We start from the raw sequence: 17,938 nt of genomic DNA, 5'->3' as shown, positions 1-17,938 counted from the left end.
GCTTCGTCGGCTGCCGTGTCACCGGCTGCTGCGACGTCGGCTGCCGCTTCATCGAGTGCCGCTACGTCGGCTACTGCATCGTCGGCCGCCGCTTCGCCGAGTACCGCATCACCGGCTGGCACCTCGTCGCCTGCCGCTTCATCACCTGCCGCTCCGTCGAGTGCTGCACCACCGGCTGCCGCTTCGTCGGCTGCCGTGTCACCGGCTGCTGCGACGTCGGCTGCCGCTTCATCGAGTGCCGCTACGTCGGCTACTGCATCGTCGGCCGCCGCTTCATCGAGTACCGCTACGTCGGCTACTGCATCGTCGGCCGCCGCTTCGCCGAGTACCGCATCACCGGCTGGCACCTCGTCGCCTGCCGCGTCATCGGCTGCCACTCCGTCGAGTGCCGCACCACCCGCTGCCGCTTCATCGGGTGCCGCATCACCGGCTGCCGCTCCGTCGAGTGCTGCTTCATCGCCTGCCACTCCGTCGAGTGCCGCACCACCCGCTGCCGCATCACCGGCTCCCGCGAAGCCGACTGACCGGAACAGGACGTCCGATGCGCGGCCAGTGGCCCAGCGAGCGACTCGGAGCGCGCACAGCGCCGCTCCATCCGTCTCACGTCCCTCGCCGTCCGCCCCACCGGCTGCGGCACCCGACTCTCGTACAGCAGTGAGTAACCCCCGTACGGAGACCAGCGTCTCGCGTACGGAGCCAACTAACTCACTGCCATCGGCGTCAGAATCGCGCCCCGCCCCGAGGGCGCCCCGCGCGCATGCTCATAACTCCCCTACTCAGACGCCGAGTTCGACCACCACACCGTCACCCGTGAACCCCCAGCGCCCGGCGGTGCAGCGCAGCGCCTCCCGCAAGGCACCCCGTGCGGGCCTCGGCGCCCCGGTGACCTCCGACGCCGCACCCAAGGCGTCGACGCCCGCACCAGCACCTTCGGTCACGCCGTCCATCGCAGCGCAATCGGGCCCTACGGCCGACGCCCCCGGCGCAACCGGCACACCTGCCGAGCCGTCGACGAGCCCGGCCTCCGCCCAGCCCGCGCACAAGGTCCAGCGCTCCAGGGCTCCCGTCACCAAGCCCGCGTCGCGCGGCCGCAACCCGCTCGGCGCTCCACTCACCGCCCCGCCTCCGGAAGCCATGCCGCTCACGAACTCCCTCCAGCGGGGGCCTGCCGCGTCGCGCCGAAGTGACCGCGCGGCTCCGCCACCGGTTCAGCGGGCCGCTTCCTCCGGCTCGCCCTCCGCGTCAACCGGCGCATCACACCCCCACATCCCGACGCCGACACAGCGGACCACCGGATCCACCGCACCCACTCCACCCACTCCGCCCACCGGCCGGGCAACGCCGCCGGTGCAAAGGGCTGTGCCCGTTACGCCTGCCGATCCCCCGAAGCAGATCCCCGGAGCCCCTCGCACCAATGCCCTGGCGGTGCCGCCTGTTCAGCACGCCACCATCCTCAACTCACCAGCTGTGCCGGCCCTGGTGCAGGACGCGGTGCCCCCTGCCGAGGCTGCCCCGAAGCAGACCCCCCGCACCTCTCGCTCCAACGCCTCCACTCCCCCGCCGGTCCCGCCGGTCCAACGCGCCACCAAACCCGTACGCCTCCACACCTCACCCAGCACCGCCACCGCCACCTCGTCGCCCCTCCCCGTGGCCCGCCTCGTCGCCCCGTCGACGCCGTCCCGGGCAACTCCCGCCCCGGCCATGCCTCTTGCTCCCACGCGCGGCGGCATCGGTACAGGTGCCGGCGACCCCATCGTCCAGCGGGGATTCCGCTCGGCGACCCGCTCGGCCACCGAGTCGCTCGCCGCCGCCGCTGCGTCCACCGTCGCCACCACCCTGGGGCGGATCCGACCGGGCAGCCATGGCCGGCAGGAGCAGGAGAGCGTCGAGGACGACCCGCTGCCGTTCCCGCCCGACAGGACCACGGCCGCGGCGACCTCATCCGCCACCAGCAGCGCGCCGCCGCCGCCCGAGTACACCCGGGTTCCCGAAGGGACGTTCGACCCGAAGGACCTCACGGACTTCCAGCTGGACGAACTCGCACATCGCATGATCGGCCGCATCACTCGCCTTGTCCGCACCGAACTCCGCATGGACCGCGAACGGATCGGCAGGCTACGTGACGACCGCCGCTGACCCACGCGCAGCAGCAACAGCATGAGCAACAGCAACGACAGAAAGGCCCACCCGCGATGCCCCGCCAGGACCCGGGTTCCACGATCTGGTTCAGCCTCTCCATCGACGGCCAGAGCCTCGGCTACTTCAACGGATGCGAGGGCCTTTCGACCCAGGTGGAGGTCGAGCATCGCCAGGAGGGCGGCAACAACGGCTTCGTCTGGCAACTGCCGTCCCGCGTCACCTTCTCCACCATCCGGCTCACCCGCCCGCTCACCCCGGACACCACGAAGGTCGCCAAGTGGATCTCCTCCGTGCAGACGGGGATCAAGCGGCCCACCGCCCAGATCGCGGCGCTGCGTGCGGACGGGTCGGAGGTCGCGCGCTGGGGTCTTGTCGACGTGCTTCCCGTCAGCTGGCAGGGCCCCCGGCTCGACCCCAGCAGTCCGGCCGTCGCGACGGAGGTCCTGGAGATCGCCCACCACGGGTTCACGGACTGAGGGACCGGCTGAGGGACCGGAAAGAGCAAGGGGCCCGGGGTCCGAGTGACCCGGGAGTCCGGAGAGAGTAGCGGGAGACACCCACATGCCCCAGAGCAAAGGCGCCGGCAAGAGCCTCGTACGCGCCAGTCTCGCCATCCACGAGCCCCCCGTCGGCACCAGCACCACGCCGGGCGGGCTCATGAGGACGTTCAAGTTCGACTTCAACCCGGCGCAGCTGACCATCGGCCGCCGCGCCAACTGGACGGTGACGCCGACCGCGGACAACCGGGACGGCGCGATGCCGGAGTTCATGGGTTCGGAGCAGCGCGAGATGAGCCTGGAGATCTTCCTCGACTCCTCCGACCGGCCGACGAGCAACGCGGTCCTGAAGAAGGTGCAGGCGCTCCTCGACTGCTGTGGGGTGACCCCCAAGAGCAAGAAGGCCGACCAGCCGTCGCCGCCGTGGGTGATCTTCCAGTGGGGGTCGTTCAAAACGGCACGGTTCACCGCCTACGTCGCCTCCGTCGACGCCTCGTACACCCTCTTCGGCACCTCGGGCGTGCCCATCCGGGCCACGTGTCAGCTGCGGCTGCACGAGATCCCGAGCGATGCCTTGGGGCAGAACCCGACCTCCGGCGCGCTCACCGCGCAGAGCGTGCACCGGGTCGTCGCCGGTGACTCGCTGCAGTCGCTCGCCTGGCGCGAGTACGGCGACGCCACGGTGTGGCGGGCCATCGCCGAGGCCAACGGGATCGACGACCCTTCCACCCTCACGTCCGGCACCGAACTGGTGCTGCCCGCAGCGCAGGAGGTGGGTCGCTGATGGCGAACACCGCCTTTTCCAGTGTCATGAAGGTGAAGCTCGGCGGGGCCAAACTGCCCGACGAGTACGCCCGGATGTTCGTCGACGGCTGGGTCGAACAGGGCGCCGGGGTGCCCGCCGCGTTCCGGCTCACCTTCCGCGACCCGCACCGCCTGCTCCTCAAGGATCTCAACGTGAAGTTCGGCACCCCGGTGGTGCTGACCCCGGTGGCCGACGGGCAGGGCTCGGGCGACCCGCTCCTCACCGGCGAGGTCACCGCCCTGGAAGCCGACTACGACGGCACCGGCTCCTTCACCGTCATCCGCGGCTACGACCTCGGGCACCGCTTCCTGCGCCGGCGCCGCGTGGTCGCGTACACGAACGAGACCGCGTCCTCGATCGTCAAGAAGCTGGCCGGGCTCGCGGGTGTGCCCATCGGGAAGATCGAATCCACCCGCTCGAGCTACGAGTTCATCAGCCAGGCCAACGTCTCCGACTGGGACTTCATCGCCCGCCTCGCGGACGAGAACAAGATGGTGATGTCGCTCGACGCCAAGGGCAAGTTCAACTTCGTCTCGCCGAAGCCCTCATCGGGCGCGCCTTCGCCGACCAGCGCCCGCAGCGAGAAGAACCCCCTCGTCCTGAAGTCCGGCAGCGACATCCTGCGCCTGCGCACCTCCGTGACCGCCGCCGACCAGGTGGCCGAGGTGGAGGTGCGCGGCTACGACGTCGCCAACGCGCGCGAGATCGTGGAGACTTCGCGCCGCGCCGACAACCCCGTCTTCTCCATCGGCAGCTCGCCGAAGAAGGCCGCTGCCGCCTTCAAGAAGACCAAGCTCGTGCAGACCTCGGTGCCCTACGACAAGCGGCCCGAGGTCAAGCACGCCGCCGACGCCCTCTTCGACGACGTGTCCTCCTCCTTCTCCGAACTGGAGGTGATCGTCCACGGCAACCCCAAGCTGCGTCCTGGCGTGCCGGTGGCGCTCGCCGACGTCGGCTGGCCCTTCCAGGGCAAGTACACGACGACCTCTGTGCGGCACGTGTTCGGCAACGGGCAGCGCTACGAGTCCTGGGTGACCGTCAGCGGCCGCCAATGGCGCTCCCTGTACGGGCTCACCTCGGGCGGTACGGAGAGCGAGCCGCGGCTGCCCGGCGTGGCCAACGCCGTCGTCACGGACGTCGACAAGAAGGACGACCAGGCGCGCGTGAAGCTGAAGTTCCCGTGGCTGGACGACACGTACGTCAGTGACTGGACGCGCTGTGTGCAGCTCGGCGGGAAACGCGGCGGCGGCATCTTCCCGATGGACGTGGGAGACGAGGTGCTGGTCGGCTTCGACCGGGGTGCGCTCGACCATCCCTTCGTGATCGGCGGGCTCTACAACGGCAAGGACAAGCCGACCCGGAACAAGGCCCCGCTGTACTCCGGGGCGCGCAACCAGGCCAGCCGCCACACCATCTCCGACCGCACCGGCAACCGCGTCGACCTGCTCAGCCAGCGGGTGGGCAGCAACCGGGGCGTACGGCTCTCCACGGGCGACGACAAGCTGACCGTCAATCTGGACCGGGCCAAGACCGAGATCACCGTGGACAGCAAGGGCTCGGTGACCATCAAGGGCAGCCGCTCGGTGTCCGTCCAGGCGGGGACGGACCTCACGCTGAGGGCCAAGCGCAACGTGTCCATCCAGAGCGGCGGGATGCTCAGCCTGCGGGCCGGGAGCGCCGTCAACGTGAACGCGGGCGGCGGTGGATTCAGCGTCAACACGTCGTTCTTCAACGTGAGGGCGGCCGGCATGGCCTCCCTCATCGCGACGGGCGGCGTCACGGTGAACACCGTCGGGGCGATGGCACTCACCTCCGGCGCCACGATGGCCCTGAACTCGTCCAACATCGGGCTGAACGGTGTGGTCCTGGTCAACCGGAAACCCCTGCCCTTCTGATGACCCACGTGACCTGCATGACCCACGTGACCCACGTGACCCACACGCCCCCGCATCCCGAGAGAGGACAGGTGCATTCCTGATGGCCGAACAGTTCGTCGGCTCCGGCTGGGCGTTCCCGCTGCGCATCGGCCCCACCGGGGGCATCGCCCTGGTCAGTGGGGAGCGCGAGGTCGAGGAGGCCATCCGGCTCGTCCTCGCGACCGCCCCCGGCGAGCGGCCGATGCGCCCGGAGTTCGGCTGCGCCATCCACGATCTGGTGTTCGCGCCGGTCAACGAGCAGACCGCGGGCCGCATCCAGCACGAGGTCTTTCTGAGCCTGGACCGCTGGGAGCCGCGCATCGAGGTGCACGAGGTCGAGGTGACCGCGGGCGACGACCAGTCCGTGCTCTACATCGACGTGCGCTACGGGATCCGCGGCACGAACAACCCGCGCAGTCTCGTCTTCCCCTTCTACGTCATTCCTTCCCACGAGGAGCCGGGAGCCGCGGAGACGTCCGACGGCCCCGGCGCCTTCCCCGAAAGCGACCGCTGATGCCCCTGCAGAGCCCCAACCTCGACGACCGCCGCTTCCAGCAGTTCGTCGACGACGCCAAGCGCTACATACAGCAGCGCGCCCCGGAGTGGACCGACCACAACGTCTCCGACCCCGGCGTCACCCTCGTCGAGACGGTCGCGCACATGGCGGACCAGATCGTCTACCGCCTCAACCGCGTCCCGGAGAAGAACCACCTGGCCTTCCTCGACCTGGTCGGCATCACCCTGTTCCCGCCGTCCGCCGCGCGCACCGACGTCACCTTCTGGCTGTCCGCGCCCCGTGACGAGCCGGTGGCCGTGCCCGTCGGCACCGAGGTGACCACGCTGCGCACCGAGACCGAGGACGCAGTCGTCTTCGCCGCCGAGCACGCCTTGCGCATCGTCCCGTGCGCGCTGCGCCACCTGATGGTGCAGCGCCGCGGAGAGCCCGTCACCGACCGCACCGCCGACCTCGCCGAGGGCACCGACGTGCTGTGCTTCGCCGAGGCCCCGGTCCCCGGCGACTGCCTGCTGTTCGGCCTGACCGCCGCGGTGCCGCACTGCGCGGTCGCCATCGAACTCGACAGCCGCGTCGACGGCGTCGGCGTCGACCCCCGCCAGCCCCCGCTGGTCTGGGAGGCATGGACGGCGGACGGCTGGCAGCCGTGCGAGGTGCACAGTGACGGCACCGGCGGCCTCAACCGGCCCGGCGACGTGGTCCTGCATGTGCCCGGCGGCCACGTCCTTTCCCGCAACGACGGCCACGAGGCGGGCTGGCTGCGCTGCCGCGTCACCGAACCGCTGTCCGACCAGCCCTTCTACACCACGTCGCCGACGGTGCGCTCAAGCGACGCCTGCACGATCGGCGGCACCACCCGTGTCGTCCACGCGGACACGGTGTACGACGAGGCGCTCGGTGAGGCCACCGGCCTTCCCGGTCAGCGGCTGCGGCTCGCCCACGCGCCCATCGTCGGCGACGACCCGCCGGTGCTCCTCCAGACCGCCGAGCACAACGGCTGGGAGGACTGGCAGGTGGTGCGCCACTTCGCCGAGTCCCGCCCCGACGACCGGCACATCACCCTGGACGCGGCCACCGGTGACATCGCGTTCGGCCCGTCCGTCCGCGAGGCCGACGGCTCCCTGCGCCAGTACGGCAGGGTCGCCCCCAAGGGCGCCGTCATCCGCGCCCGCCGCTACAGGACCGGCGGCGGCCGGGCCGGCAACGTGGCACGCGGCGCCCTGAACGTGCTGCGCACCTCCATCCCGTACGTCACCGAGGTCGTCAACCGGGAGGCCGCGCACAGCGGGGTCGACGGCGAGACGGTCGAGGAGGCGAAGGTCCGCGCCCCCATCACGCTGCGCGCCCAGGAGCGCGCGGTGACCCTGCGCGACTACGAGGAACTCGCCCGCCGGGCCGCGCCGGAGACTGCCCGCATCATGTGCCTTGAGGGCAAGCTCGACGACTACGGGGCGCACGCGGTGCGCGTCCTGGTCGTGCCGCAGGCCGTGCCCGATCCCGGTGGGCGGCTGCGGTTCGAGCAGCTCGTCCCCGGCGACGCGCTGCTCGCCCGCATCACCCGCCATCTCGACGAACGCCGTCTCATCGGCACCCGTCTGGCCGTCGGCCCGCCGTACTACCAGGGCATCACGGTGGTGGCCACGGTGCACGCGTTCCGCGGAGTGGAGACCGACCGGGTGCGGCGCGCCACCCACGACGCCCTCTACCGCCACCTCGACCCGCTCACCGGCGGCGCGGACGGCAGGGGCTGGCCCTTCGGCCGCCCCGTCCAGGCGGGCGAGGTCTTCGCCGTCCTGCAGCGGGTGCCCGGCGTGGAGCTGGTCGACGAGGTCGTCCTGCACCAGGCCGACCCGCTGACCGGCAAGCGCGGTGACCGCACGGACCGTATCGACCTGGAGCCGTCCGCCCTGGTGTTCTCCTTCGACCACCGCGTACGGGTGATCGGGGACGCTTCGTGAGGGGCTCCGTCGACGGCCTCGGCTCCTCCACGCCCATCGGGATGATGCTCCCTGCCGTCTTCGCCGACGACGATCTGGCCCAGCGCTTCGTCGCGGGCCTCGACGAGGTCCTGGCGCCGATCCTGAACGTCCTCGACTGCCTGGACACGTACTTCGATCCCGCGCTGACCCCGGTCGACTTCGCTCAGTGGCTCAGCACCTGGGTGGGCGCCGAGACCGACGGCATCGAGTCCGAGGCACGGCTGCGCGCCGCCGTCGCCGCCGCGGCAGCGCTGCACCGGGTACGGGGCACGCGGCAGGGCCTGTCGGAGGCGGTGCGCCTCGCGTTCGGCACCGCACCGGAGATCACCGAGAGCGGCGGCGCGACGTGGAGCGCGCGCCCCCGCGGCCCGGTCCCCGGCCGCCCCCGCCCCCACCTGCACGTGGCGCTCCAGTTGCGCGACCCCACACCGGCGGACACCCACCGCCTCGACACGCTCGTGGCCGCCGCCCGCCCCGCCCACATGCCCTACACCGTCACCGTCACGGCCGCTGAAAGGACTCTGGAGTCATGACCAGGCAGAACTGCACCGAGTGCGACGCCCGCGTGGAACCCGGCCAGTCGTTCTGCGACGCCTGCGGCGCCGTCCTCAGCTGGGATCCGGCCGGGGCGCGCTCGGGGGCGGCGTCGGCCGCGGACTCGGGTGCCCACGCCAACTCCGGCGCCGGGTCGCGGTCCGACGCCGGCCCCGGCTGGGACGCCTTCTCCGGCCCGGCCCATTCGGCGCCCGCAGCGGCCGCCTCCGCCACAGGTCCGGTGCCGCCCCCGGCCACCGATCTGCGCGCCACCGACTCCGGTCTGCCCCTTCGCCCCCACACGGCGGCGTCTCCGCAGCCCGCGGCCACCCCGCCACCCCAACCCCCCTATCAGTCACCGGACTTGACGGACACGGCACCCAACGACCCGGTGCCCGCGTACACCCCTGGCCCGGACACCGTCCGTTCCCTTCTGGTCCCCGTCTCCGACCCGGAGGGCGCCCCGCCGCCCCCGGCCGTGAGTCCGGTCCTGCCCGGACGCCCCGACACTGAGCGCCCGCACGTACGCGTGCCCGGCTCGCAGCCCCAGGCCGGGAACGGCCCGCCGTGCCCGTGGTGCGCCACCCCGAACCGCCCCGACCGGCACTTCTGCGCCCGCTGCGCGATGCCGCTCGCCGAGAGGGCGGACCAGACGCCCGCGCTGCTGCCGTGGTGGCGCCGCCTCATGGGCCCCGGCCGCAACCAGACGCCCTGGGCGGGTGAACGCCCCCGGCTGCGCCGCGTGTTCGACAACATCGGCAGCTGGATCACCGCGATCATCGTCGTGACCGCGCTCATCCTCACCGCGGTGTACCTCCCCGACGGCATCCAGGCCACGCGCGACCACTTCGCCAAGCGCGCTCCGGTCGAGCCGGACGAGATCCACGCCTCGAAGTCGTACGAGGGCCATCCGGCGAAGCTGGCCTTCGACAAGCTCAACAACACCTGGTGGGGTCCTGGAGTCGCGCAATCGGGCCAGGGCGAGTGGATCGAAGTACGCTTCGTCCGGCCGACCCGGCTGCTCGACGTCATCATCACGCCGGGCGTCTCCACCCGCGCCGACCAGCTCTCCAAGTCCGCCCTGCCCCACCGCGTCAAGGCCACGATCACCAAGAAGGACGGCAAGACCACGACCCGGGAACTCTCCTTGGACCCGGGCCCGGGAGCCCAGCGCCGGTCCTTCCGCGTCGGCGAGGCCACCCGGGTCCGCTTCACCGTCGAGTCGTCCCACGCCGCGTCGGCCGAAAAGCAGGTGGCCATCGCCGAGGTCGAGCTCTTCGGCCCCTCCGACAGCAGCCGGACCTGAGGGCGAGCACGATGTGCCGCAGTTCACCCCGTGAGCGGCGCTGATCCGGAACATTCGGCTACGAGTCGTCGTTCTTCTGGGTGTGGCTGCGGAGGGGACAGTGTCCCCGGGCCCACCTATAGCCCATGGGGAAGATCGTTCGGCTGAAGCCCCATGGAGCCTTTCGCCGAGAGGCGACCGCCCTCCGCCTGCCACGTTCTACGGCCCCGGCTGGTCTCCCCCGTCCAGCCGGGGCTCTTTCATGTCTACAGGGCGTCGGCTGTCTACAGGGCGTCGGCGAGCTCCTCGACCTGGTCGGCGAGGTCGGGATCGGGGTGGGGGACGCACCCCATGCCGAATTCCTCCACGGTGTCGACCTTCAGGCGGCGCACGGCGTCATGCAGTTGCTTGGGCAGGCGGGTTCCGCGAGATGCCGTGGCCGGACGCCGCGCCCAGGGAGCGCGCGGGGCGGGCGGGGCGGGCGGGCCGGCGAAGGTGATCGCCTGCCCTTCCCAGAATTCGGCGTCGCGGACTTCACCGCGGCTGAGGTGGTGGAGGTGCAGGCACTGGGCGGCGACGGCGTTGCCGGCGCCACCGGAGAACTGCCACCAGAACTGGGCGCCGTCGTGGCAGCCGGCCAGGCTGAGCAGGCAGGCGAAGTGCAGCGTCCCCTCCGGATCGGGCCCCTCGGTGACGAACCGGGCCAGACGCCCGGCGGCGTCGCGATGGTGCAGGACCTGGGTGGACAGCGCATCGAGCCGGGTGGCGGCGTGTCCGTGGACGGTGGGCAGATACCCGGCCGGGGCGGGGACGGCGCCGAACATGAGAATCTCGGTGACGTCGCGGACGACCTCCTGGCGAAGGTTGTCCAGGTCGGCTTCGGTGAACACGTCGTCGTCCACTGCGACTTGGGCGAGGATGTCGTCGATGTGGCTTGGCACAGTGCTACTCCGTCTCGTTGGTGATCGGCAGGCCGAGCTTGATGGCGATGCGCTGATACGCCAGGCGGCGGTGGTGTCGGACGGTGTCAGGCTTGATGCCCATGATCTTGGCTATGTGCGGCGAGGTGTAGCCCAGTACGTAATAGAGCACGAAGACGTCGTACTGGCGCTCCGGGAGTCCGGCTATCGCGGTGTAGAGCCCCAGGGTGGATTCCATCACCGCGAACTTGTGGCGCATCGCCTCCAGCGTGTCGCGCGCGGTGTCCTGGAGGGCGGCCGTCCGCACCGTCGGCGACTGGGCGGGCTGCCCCGCAAGCCGCAGATGCATCTCCACCCGCTGCTTGAGCAACTTCCACGCATACGCCTCGGGGCTCTCTTCGTTGACGACGTGCGGCCAGTTCAGGGCAAGGTGGCCGAAGCAACGGCGCACCACGGCCTTGGCGGCCTGCTTGTCCCCGAGCATCCGATGGGCGTAGCGCAGGTGGGGTAGTTCGCAGACGGCGAAGAACGCTTCCAGGTCCGGGGGTATCTCGTAGGACAGGCCGGTGAGATTGTCCAGATTGGGATAGCCGGCCGGGGCGTAGGAGACTCCTTTCGGCTCGTCTGCGTCCTCGGACGGCAGCGGTCTCGTGTGGTCGCTCATCACCGGGCTCCCTCGTCCTTGGATGCGGCGGTCAACGAGGGGGCGGTGTCGGCGGGGTGGCCGCCCTTGAGCAGTTCGTCGGCGCCCACGCGCACACCGGCGCGCAGCAGGCGGCGCGTCAGATGCCGGGCGTCTGGGGCGAAGACTCGTAGCGCGGTGATGACCACGGTCGCGGCGAGCACATCGTCGAGGGTGAAGGGCACTGATCCTGTCCTTTGTCCTGCTGGCGGCGGCCCGTCCCGCACCTGGTGCGGGCCGCCGGAGAACGCCAATGTCCTCAAACGCAGGATTTCGGATCGGAGGGGTCAAACGCGTATGCCAGAGGCAATCAATTCTCGACACAAAGTGACTGACGAGTAACCGTCAGACAGAATAGGAGTTCGAGAGTGAACGATCGGTAACGACCTCTCACTCTACGTACGGACGCCTGGCCAGCGGAAACCTGTCCGCTCACCGACGCCGGAGCGCACGCCTGTTCCCCCCAAAGCCCTTACGCACGCCGATCGATGACACCCAGAAGCGACAACCCATGTGACAGAAGTCACCTCTTGTTGTCCAACTCCGGTCATCCGTAAGGCCACTGATATATGCGGCAGGCCAACTCGGCTCGCCGCACGCCGGGTTGGGACTGTGGCGGCGGGGATGAGAGATCGGCCCGGCGGCTAAGCGGCTAATGCGTCTGCTGCGGCGGGTGGAGCTTGCGGAAGTACGTCCAGCTGGTCTCGTTCGGCTCGCTCCACTTCTCCGGGGCCTGGGCGAACTCCGGGTGGTGGTCGGCGATGTAGGCACGGGTGCGCTCGGGGACTTCGGCGTACGAGCCGAGCTTGCGACCACGGCAGTGGTAGGTGAGGCCGCCGGGCCGCCGGCCGCGGGCCATCCACGGGAGCCACTGGGACATCCGGGTCCACGACATGGTGGCCGGGACGCTGGGCGCCGGTCCTGCGAGGTCGGCACGGTCGGCGAAGAACTGGAAGAGCTCCAGGGCCTTGTACGTGTCGCCGGCCGAGTGGACCGGATACTCGGCCACCGGCAGCGGCGACGGGTAGGCGAGCGGGATCTCCAGACTGAAGCAGACCTGTTCGCCGAGATCGGTCGTCGGGATCGGGAAGGGGCGCCATTTCTGGTTCGCCGGGTCGTTCCAGATGTGCACCACCGGCAGGTCCTGCCAGGTCTCCAGGATTTCGCGCGTGACGGGGTCCAGGTAGAAGGCAGCCTCGCGGGTGAGCAGTTGGTAGGAGTCGGGGCCGTCTTCGACATCCTGGACAAGGCGGGCGACGTTGAGCCCTTCGAAGCCGAAGAGACGCTGGTAGGGCTCATCGGGGGCCCAGGAGTACACGTCTCCGGACCACCAGTAGGTGACCTCCTCGCCGTCGAGCGAGGCCCGGGTGCGGGCGAAGGAACGGAGCAGCTCTGCGGGTGTCGTCATCGTCATACGGACCACTCTGCGCGACGGCCGCCCCAACCGGGTGGGAAACGCCGCGGCGGGTCCCATCAGCGGCAATCTCCACCGTCACCGGCGGCTGGAACGCTGCTGCGCAGGCTGTCGTTCCCCGCGGTTCGGCGACCGTGGCGGCGGTGCGCGGCAGCGGCAGGTGATCGCTGTAGCCCGTGCCACCGCGGTCGTACACCACGGCGGTGGCGAACTGGCAGGGTCAACCCCCTCCTCAGCAGCAGCCAGGCAGGCAGTCAGTCGGTCGGTCGCAGTCATCACGTATTTCGCAATCACTCGGTCCGGTGGACCGACTGCGCTGCGCCCGCCTCAAGGCTCCGCGCTGCGGAAGAGTGGCCGCGTGCATCACCGGATCATGACCCTCGCCGCCCTCGCCCTGCTGAGTACCGCCGGGTGCGCCTCCGTGACACCGGGCGCCGCTCCGGATCGGCTACCGCCTCGCCAGTCGCTCGCGCCTACGGGCGGCAAGGTCCCGGTGCCGCTCGAGTCCCGCTCCCCCGCCGTGCAGCCCTCGGCCCGGGACGCGTTGGTGGAGAGCAGCACGGGCAAGCCCCGGGGCGAGAGGGGCAGGGAAGTCTCGAAGGACACGGAGGACAAGGAGGTGACACCCCACCGCGAGGAGCCCGCCGCCGTCGACCACACACGTCCGGCGCCCGCCCCTCCGCGTCCCCCCGTCCACCGGGCGCCGCCGCCCCGGCCCGCGGCACAGCGCCCGCAGCAGCGCCCCGAACCGGTGGCGCCGCGTCCCGCGCGGCCGCGGCCGACGTACGACGGCAAAGTGGTGTGCCGGATGGCGGACGGTGTGGCCGACCCGGCCACCGTGGCGTTGTGCCGGGATCAGCTCGGGCGATGAGAACGGAGGGTGCCGAAGAACCGGACATCAGCGGAACATCAGCAGGACGTGAGCGGAGGGACACAACCTGTTGATCGCGTGGAGCCTCTTAGGGGACAAACGCAATAGCTGGTGACCTGGTCGACGAGGGGGTAGCGCTGCACACTCGTGTCTGCGGCGCTCGAGCCCCGTGGGCCTTCGTGGAAGCAGAAGGAGCTCTAACCCGTGCAGCAGACCCTCGAGAGCATCCCTACGACTGAGCGTGTGCAGTTGTCCGTTCACACATCGGACCCGATTTCCCGGGCCGGAGTGCTCACCCAGCTCCGTGAGTACCCGGAGATCGAGTTGGTGGACGCCGGTCGGCCCGAATGCGGCCAAGTCGCCCTGCTCGTCGCCGGCTCCGTGGACGAGACAACTCTGCTGAACCTGCGCACGTTCGCCCACATCAAGGACGTCCGGGCGGTCCTGGTGGTGGACCGGATGCGGGAGGCCGACTTGTTCGATGTCGCCGGGTGCGGCGTCACCTCGATCGTATGGCGACGAGAGGCAACACCTGCTCGGCTGCTTCGGGCCATACTCGCAGCTCACCGAGGTGAAGGGGATCTGCCGGCTGATCTGTTGGGCACATTCCTCACCCGGATGGGACAGCTCAAGAGCAGCACACCGGGTCCGGCAGGACTCCCCCCGATGGGAATGACGTCGCGAGAGGTCGAAGTCCTGCAGTTAGTGGCCGAAGGCCTCGACACCGGGCAGATAGCAGTCAAGCTCGCATATTCAGAGCGGACGGTGAAGAACGTCCTGCAAAATCTGACCTCCCGTCTCCAACTGCGCAACCGCACCCATGTGGTGGCCTATGCGGTCCGTGCGGGCTACATCTGAGGCCGTACGCGAACGGCAGCGAGGAACCGGACACCACGGGGGCTGGACCACCTGCTCGCCCAACCCCCGTTCTCTTGCGCCTTATCCGACTCTCGTGCCCTATCCGACGGCTACGGCACCGCGCAGCGCCTCACGCGTCAGTGCGATCACCTCCGCCGCACGCGGGCTGAGGTAGAAGTGACCCCCGCGGAACGTCTGGATGTGGAACGCGGCCGTCGTGTGGGAGCGCCACACGTCCGCTTCCGCCACCGTCGTCTTCGGATCATCGTCACCCACCAGTGCGGTGATGGGGCAGCCGACGGTCGCGTCCACCGGGCCGTACGTCTCGATGGCCCGGTAGTCGCTGCGGATCGCGGGCAGCACCATCCGCAGCAGTTCCTCGTCACCGAGTACTTGGGCGTCGGTACCGCTCATCGCCTTCATCTCGGCCACGATCCCGTCGTCGTCCCGCTGGTGGACCTTCTCCTCGCGCCGCGTCGACGGTGCGCGCCTGCCGGAGGCGAACAGCATCGCGGGCTTGTGGCCCTGCTCCTCGAGCCTGCGCGCGACCTCGAACGCGAGGATCGCGCCCATGCTGTGGCCGAAGAACACGACGGGCCGGTCGAACAGCGGCGCCACCACGGGCGCTATGCGGTCGGCAAGCACGCCGATGTCGTCCACGTTCGGTTCCGTCCGCCTGTCCTGGCGGCCGGGGTACTGGAGGGCCGCCACGTCGCTGTCGCTCGCGAGCGCGGCCGAGACGGGGAAGTAGAAACTCGCCGAGCCGCCCGCGTGCGGGAAGCACACCAGCCGTACCGGGGCGTCCGGTGCGGGGTGGAACCGGCGGAGCCAGAGGTCGCTGCCGTCGGTAACAGTCATGTTGATCGTCCGTTCTGCTGTGGTTGTCGTACTCGGCGTACTGCGTACTGCGTTCTGCTGGCTTTGTCGCGCTCAGAGAGAGTTGGTGTCCCGGCCGTCGGCCAGCCAGGCCCGTACGGCGAGCGCCGTCGACTCCGAGTGGTCGTCCATGATGGTGAAGTGGTCGCCGGGGACGTCGGCGTCCTCGTGCGGCAGGGGCCACTGGGGCCGCCAGTCGTCCTCGGTCTGAAGCGCCTGCGACTCCCCCGGCGGGAAGGTGGCGTGCACGTACAGCGTCGGCGTGTCGATCGGTTCGGGCTCCCAGTCGCCGAACACGCGCAGGTAGCCGCCCTGCCCGGTGAGTTGCGCGCCGGACATCAGCTCGAACGCCTCACTGGTGGCCGCGCGCTGCCGCAGGGCCTCCTCAAGACGGCCCTCGAACGAGTTCGTCGCGGTGTAGGTGTCGACGAGCACCACCGCCACCGGTGTGCTGCCCTCCTTCTCGAGCAGCGCGGCGACCGCGTTGGCCAGCCACCCGCCCGACGAATAGCCGACGAGCACGAACGGCCCGTCGCCCGCCTGCCTCATGACGGCCTCGGCCTGGAAGCGCACGACCGCCTCCCTGGTCGCGGGCAGCGCCTCCCCCGCCGCGAAGCCGGGGTTGGGCAGCACGGTCACGTCCCGCTCGCCCGCGAACACGGGGGCGAACCGGCCGAAGTAGTGCGGCCCTGAGGGCGCCATCGTCGGAGGGAGGCAGAGGAGCGGGATTCCAGGTCCTGTCGCAAGGGTGACCGGCGGCAGTGCGGGCACCTCGTCCGGCGTCTCGAACACCGGCCTCACCCGCGCGGCCGCGTTCACCATCTGCCACCCCTCCTCGTACAGGCCGAGGTCGCAGGCCTGCCGGTACAGGCCGGTGAGCGTATCCTCCACCGCCAGGGCGGCGGTCGTGGCGGGGGCGTCGCCCCCGGCGTCGGTCGCGGCCCCCGACGCGAGTTCACGCCGGAGGTACCCGGCGAGCGCCGGTCCCGTCGGCTGGTCGAACACGACGGTGGTGGGCAGGCGAAGCCCGGTCGCGCCCGCGAGCCGGTTACGCAGTTGCAGCGCGGTCAGGGAGTCGAGGCCGAGCTGGGTCAGGGCGCCGGAGACATCGAGTTCCTCCGGCGCGTAGCCGAGCACGGCCGCCGTCTGGTCCCGGACGAGCAGCAGGAGTTCCTGCCCCTGCTCCTCCTCCGTAAGACCGGCGAGCCGCTGCGCCAACGGCTCCTCGCTCACGACCGCCGCCTTGGTGGCTCGCGGGCGCACGAGGCCGCGCAGCAGCGGGGGCACATCGTCGGGGCCGCCGCGCAATGCAGCCAGGTCGAGCCGCATGGGCACCACGACCGCGTCGTCCGCCGCGCATCCGAGGTCGAACAGCGCGAGGCCCTGCTCCTCGGTCAGGCCCCCGACCCCGGAGCGGGAGAGCCGCGCCACGTCGGTCTCCGCCATGTCGCCGGTCATCGCGCTTGCCGTCTCCCACAGGCCCCATGCAAGTGATGTGGCGGGGAGGCCTGCGGCCCTGCGGTGGTGGGTGAGTGCGTCGACGAACGCGTTGGCCGCCGCGTAGTTGCCCTGGCCTGGGCCACCGAGAATGCCAGCCGCCGAGGAGAACAGCACGAACGCGGACAGGTCCAGGTCCCGGGTCAGCTCGTGCAGATGCCAGGCCGCGTCGACCTTGGGCCGGAACACCCTGTCGACCTGGTCCGGGGTCAGCGTCCTGATCGTGCCGTCGTCCAGGACACCCGCCGAGTGCACCACGCCGGTCAGCGGGTGGTCCGATGGCACCGCGGCAAGGAGTTCGGCCAGCGCGCCGGGGTCGGTGACGTCGCAGGCGGCGAGCGTCACGTGCACGCCGAGGTCGGTCAGCTCGGAGCGGAGTGCGTCGGCGCCGGGCGCGGCGGCGCCGCTGCGGCTCGCCAGGACGAGGTGCCGGACGCCGTGCTCGGCCACGAGGTGCCGGGTGACGAGGCCGCCGATCATGCCGGTGGCGCCGGTCACCAGGACGGTGCCGCCGGGCGCGAACTCGATTCCGGAATCCGCGTCGGACGGCCGGATCCGTGCGATGCGCGGCACCAGCAAGTCGCCCGTGCGCACTGCCAGTTGTGGCTCGGATGCGGTGAGGGCGGCGGGCAGTACCGGCCAGGAGGTGCCGTCACCGTCCACGTCGACCAGCGTGAACCGGTCGGGGTTCTCGGACTGCGCCGACCGGATCAGGCCCCACACCGTCGCGTCGGCGATGTCGGGCACGTCCTCGTCGGGGCCGACCGCGACGGCACCGCGGGTCACGAAGACGAGGCGCGATTCGAGGAACCGGTCGTCCGCCAGCCACTCCTGGGCAAGGCGCAGCGCGCGCAGGGCGGCGGTGCGGGCAGCGGCGACCGGATCGGCGTCGTCCTCGGTGCACGGGACGACGACAAGCCCCGGCACTCCGGCCGCGGCGAGGGCAGCGAGGTCTTCGTGCTCCTCGACGGCGATACCGGCCGCGGCCAGGCCCGCGCCGACCTTCAGGTCGTCCGGGCCGACTACTGCGCAACCGCGGGCGGGAGCGGGGGTGGCCGCACGGGTCGGTGCGGCCACCCACACCAGCCGGAACAGTGAATCGCGGTGGCGCGCACCCCAATGGTCAGCGGCGATAGGCCGCAGGACCAGGG

General features: G+C 70.8%; 18 protein-coding genes. 11 read left to right on the top strand and 7 right to left on the bottom strand.

Translation table 11 applies throughout. The features are described 5' to 3' along the window. Nucleotides 1–524 (top strand): hypothetical protein (locus tag ACFQ7F_RS35490; protein WP_383279935.1); only part of this gene is annotated, 524 nt, incomplete at its 5' end. 252 nt (nucleotides 525–776) lie between these two features. Here the strand turns inward: ACFQ7F_RS35490 and ACFQ7F_RS35485 are convergent. Further along, nucleotides 777–1,145 (bottom strand): hypothetical protein, encoded by a 369-nt coding sequence (locus tag ACFQ7F_RS35485; RefSeq protein WP_383279932.1) that lies wholly within the window; start codon nucleotides 1,143–1,145, stop codon nucleotides 777–779. 280 nt (nucleotides 1,146–1,425) lie between these two features. Between ACFQ7F_RS35485 and ACFQ7F_RS35480 the strand changes: the two genes are divergently transcribed. From ACFQ7F_RS35480 to ACFQ7F_RS35445, 8 genes are all read left to right on the top strand, one after another. Beyond that, a complete protein-coding gene (locus ACFQ7F_RS35480) occupies nucleotides 1,426–2,136 on the top strand; it encodes a hypothetical protein (RefSeq protein ID WP_383279929.1) in 711 nt (236 codons plus the stop codon). A 56-nt stretch (nucleotides 2,137–2,192) separates the two neighbouring features. Then, nucleotides 2,193–2,615 (top strand): phage tail protein, encoded by a 423-nt coding sequence (locus ACFQ7F_RS35475; RefSeq protein WP_383279926.1) that lies wholly within the window; start codon nucleotides 2,193–2,195, stop codon nucleotides 2,613–2,615. A gap of 85 nt (nucleotides 2,616–2,700) precedes the next feature. After that, nucleotides 2,701–3,420, top strand: a complete 720-nt coding sequence (locus tag ACFQ7F_RS35470) for a LysM peptidoglycan-binding domain-containing protein (protein ID WP_383279923.1) — start codon at nucleotides 2,701–2,703, stop codon at nucleotides 3,418–3,420. Further along, nucleotides 3,420–5,336, top strand: a complete 1,917-nt coding sequence (locus ACFQ7F_RS35465; protein ID WP_383279920.1) for a VgrG-related protein — start codon at nucleotides 3,420–3,422, stop codon at nucleotides 5,334–5,336. Before ACFQ7F_RS35470 ends, ACFQ7F_RS35465 begins: the two co-directional genes overlap by 1 nt. An 82-nt stretch (nucleotides 5,337–5,418) precedes the next feature. Beyond that, nucleotides 5,419–5,871 carry a GPW/gp25 family protein gene (locus ACFQ7F_RS35460; protein ID WP_383279917.1) on the top strand — a complete coding sequence of 151 codons (453 nt, stop codon included), beginning with the start codon at nucleotides 5,419–5,421 and terminating at the stop codon, nucleotides 5,869–5,871. Continuing rightward, complete coding sequence (locus ACFQ7F_RS35455) at nucleotides 5,871–7,829, top strand: putative baseplate assembly protein (RefSeq protein WP_383279914.1); 1,959 nt, start codon at nucleotides 5,871–5,873, stop codon at nucleotides 7,827–7,829. The genes ACFQ7F_RS35460 and ACFQ7F_RS35455 overlap by 1 nt, the downstream gene beginning before the upstream one ends. Continuing rightward, nucleotides 7,826–8,383 carry a phage tail protein gene (locus ACFQ7F_RS35450; RefSeq protein ID WP_383279912.1) on the top strand — a complete coding sequence of 186 codons (558 nt, stop codon included), beginning with the start codon at nucleotides 7,826–7,828 and terminating at the stop codon, nucleotides 8,381–8,383. Before ACFQ7F_RS35455 ends, ACFQ7F_RS35450 begins: the two co-directional genes overlap by 4 nt. Further along, nucleotides 8,380–9,690: a zinc ribbon domain-containing protein gene (locus tag ACFQ7F_RS35445; RefSeq protein WP_383279909.1), complete on the top strand. Its 1,311-nt coding sequence runs from the start codon at nucleotides 8,380–8,382 to the stop codon at nucleotides 9,688–9,690. The genes ACFQ7F_RS35450 and ACFQ7F_RS35445 overlap by 4 nt, the downstream gene beginning before the upstream one ends. Nucleotides 9,691–9,953: 263 nt before the next feature. Here ACFQ7F_RS35445 and ACFQ7F_RS35440 read toward each other — a convergent pair whose 3' ends face one another. The 4 genes from ACFQ7F_RS35440 to ACFQ7F_RS35425 form a co-directional block, all read right to left on the bottom strand. After that, nucleotides 9,954–10,610, bottom strand: a complete 657-nt coding sequence (locus ACFQ7F_RS35440) for a hypothetical protein (RefSeq protein WP_383279906.1) — start codon at nucleotides 10,608–10,610, stop codon at nucleotides 9,954–9,956. A 4-nt stretch (nucleotides 10,611–10,614) separates the two neighbouring features. Beyond that, entirely contained in the window at nucleotides 10,615–11,253 is a 639-nt protein-coding gene (locus ACFQ7F_RS35435) for an RNA polymerase sigma factor (RefSeq protein WP_383279903.1), read from the bottom strand. Further along, on the bottom strand, nucleotides 11,253–11,456 hold the full coding sequence (locus tag ACFQ7F_RS35430) for a hypothetical protein (protein ID WP_383279901.1): 204 nt from the start codon (nucleotides 11,454–11,456) through the stop codon (nucleotides 11,253–11,255). The genes ACFQ7F_RS35435 and ACFQ7F_RS35430 overlap by 1 nt, the downstream gene beginning before the upstream one ends. A 467-nt stretch (nucleotides 11,457–11,923) precedes the next feature. After that, nucleotides 11,924–12,679 carry a DUF1838 family protein gene (locus ACFQ7F_RS35425; RefSeq protein ID WP_383279954.1) on the bottom strand — a complete coding sequence of 252 codons (756 nt, stop codon included), beginning with the start codon at nucleotides 12,677–12,679 and terminating at the stop codon, nucleotides 11,924–11,926. Nucleotides 12,680–13,043: 364 nt separating this feature from the next. Between ACFQ7F_RS35425 and ACFQ7F_RS35420 the strand changes: the two genes are divergently transcribed. Together ACFQ7F_RS35420 and ACFQ7F_RS35415 are read left to right on the top strand one after the other, a co-directional pair. Beyond that, the gene (locus ACFQ7F_RS35420; protein ID WP_383279898.1) at nucleotides 13,044–13,556 is read left to right on the top strand and encodes a hypothetical protein; all 513 of its coding nucleotides are present in this window, start codon (nucleotides 13,044–13,046) and stop codon (nucleotides 13,554–13,556) included. 204 nt (nucleotides 13,557–13,760) lie between these two features. Then, entirely contained in the window at nucleotides 13,761–14,414 is a 654-nt protein-coding gene (locus ACFQ7F_RS35415; protein ID WP_383279895.1) for a response regulator transcription factor, read from the top strand. 99 nt (nucleotides 14,415–14,513) lie between these two features. Here ACFQ7F_RS35415 and ACFQ7F_RS35410 read toward each other — a convergent pair whose 3' ends face one another. Together ACFQ7F_RS35410 and ACFQ7F_RS35405 are read right to left on the bottom strand one after the other, a co-directional pair. Then, a complete protein-coding gene (locus ACFQ7F_RS35410) occupies nucleotides 14,514–15,272 on the bottom strand; it encodes a thioesterase II family protein (protein ID WP_383279892.1) in 759 nt (252 codons plus the stop codon). A gap of 72 nt (nucleotides 15,273–15,344) precedes the next feature. Next, on the bottom strand, nucleotides 15,345–17,938 hold a 2,594-nt coding region (locus ACFQ7F_RS35405; RefSeq protein WP_383279889.1), incomplete at its 5' end, for a type I polyketide synthase.

The organism is Streptomyces sp. NPDC056486 (assembly GCF_042795295.1).
Classification (GTDB): Bacteria; Actinomycetota; Actinomycetes; order Streptomycetales; family Streptomycetaceae; genus Streptomyces.
Note: the sequence above shows the minus strand (reverse complement) of the source record. Positions and strands in the feature narration are given on the sequence as shown.